The 1,618-nt window shown below is 60.9% G+C and carries 1 protein-coding gene; it reads left to right on the plus strand.

Annotation, left to right across the window (positions count from 1 at the left end; translation table 11 throughout):
• Positions 1 to 292: 292 nt before the first annotated feature.
• The gene (locus FK527_RS17120; protein ID WP_144735879.1) at positions 293 to 1,513 is read left to right on the plus strand and encodes an IS110 family RNA-guided transposase; all 1,221 of its coding nucleotides are present in this window, start codon (positions 293 to 295) and stop codon (positions 1,511 to 1,513) included.
• The last annotated feature ends 105 nt before the right edge of the window (positions 1,514 to 1,618 follow it).

The raw sequence follows: 1,618 nt of genomic DNA on the forward strand, positions 1-1,618 counted from the left end.
GCTAACTTTCATGAGTGGAGTTCACACACCCCCGATCATGAAAGACACAATAGGAGTGCAGTTGCGCCAGGGCTGAGGTCGCGAAAACCTTTGATGGCTACAGACCGCGAAAGCTAACTCGACCCGCCGCCATTCACTCGTACCCCGGATTGCTTGACACCTGCTGCGTAGCAGGAGGTGGACAGCGCACGTTAAAAAGAGCCGCCGGGCATGTCTCGGCAGGCCGTTGAATGGCAGCGCCCCAGGGCAACCGCACATTGCAAGTGTATTGTTCAAAAGCAGGGGGTGTGTCATGGACTTGAAACCCATCTACCAGCGCGTGATTGGCCTGGATGTTCATCAAGCCAAGATCAGCGCCTGCGCCTTGGCGCAGGAATCTGACGGCACGATGGTGATCGAACAACGTGAGTTCGGCGCCTTCAAGCGAGACCGCAGGGCGCTGGCGCAATGGGCGCGGGAGTTTGGGGCCCAAGTGGTAGTGATGGAGAGCACGGGCATTTACTGGAAAAGCCCGTATGCGGCACTGGAGGCGGTGGGCATTGCCGCACAGGTGGTCAACGCGCGCCATGTGAAGACGGTGCCCGGTCGCAAGACCGATGTGTCCGATGCACGGTGGCTGGCCACGCTGGCGCGCGCCGGGCTGCTGCGCGGCTCGTTCATTCCCCAGGCGTGTATACGCCATCTGCGCCTGATTGCCCGGCACCGGCAAAAGCTCGGCGGCATGTTGGCATCGGAGAAAAACCGGTTGCACAAAGTGCTGTCCGATTCCGGAATCCGTCTGGGAGTTCTGGTCTCCGATGTGCATGGGCAGGCTGCGCGCGCGATGGTCAAGAAGATCATCGCTGGGGGAAGTATGTCTGAGGTGCTTGACAAGGCGGGACGGCTGCGTGCCAGCCGCGAAGAACTCTTGGAGGCCTTGCAGCCCGAGGAGCTGAGCGCATCGCACCTGTTCCTGCTTGGCGAACTCATGGAGCACATCGAAGAGCTGGAGGCCCGCATGGCTCGCTTCGAGCAGGAGTTGCTCAAGGGCCTGAGCGCATGGCACAACGAGTTGGTGCTGCTGCAAACCATCCCCGGCATCGACGTGATGGGAGCAGCCATGTTGTTGGTGGAGATCAGCGCCGACATGGACAACTTTGGCAGCGCCGAGCGGCTGGCTTCCTGGGTGGGCATCTGTCCGGGCAACAACGAGAGTGCGGGCAAGCGCAAGAGCGGCAAAATCCGTAAGGGCAACGCCTGGGTCAGGCGACTGCTGTGTGAGTTCGCGCAGGCGGCCTCGCGAAGCCGCTGCGCGCTCAAGGACAAGTTCGCTGCCTTGAGTCTTCGCAAGGGCCACAAGAAGTCCATCGTGGCTCTGGCGCACAAGATGCTGCGCATCATCTTCGCGGTGATCAAGAACAAAACGCCGTACCACGACCGTGCGGTGGACTACGAGGCCCTGAGCGTGCAGCGCAACGCACCTCGCTGGATAAAGATGCTGATCAAGCACGGCTATATGCCCAAGCCCGTCTGAACCCTTCGGGCATTGCGCCCACGACCACAAAAACGTCCACTCCTCGCCATGGCCAGCGTCAGGTCAGGCCCCGGCTCGTCTGGGCACTGGTGTCTTTCACGTTAA

The organism is Extensimonas perlucida, from assembly GCF_007655255.1.
GTDB classification, from domain to species: domain Bacteria; phylum Pseudomonadota; class Gammaproteobacteria; order Burkholderiales; family Burkholderiaceae_C; genus Extensimonas; species Extensimonas perlucida.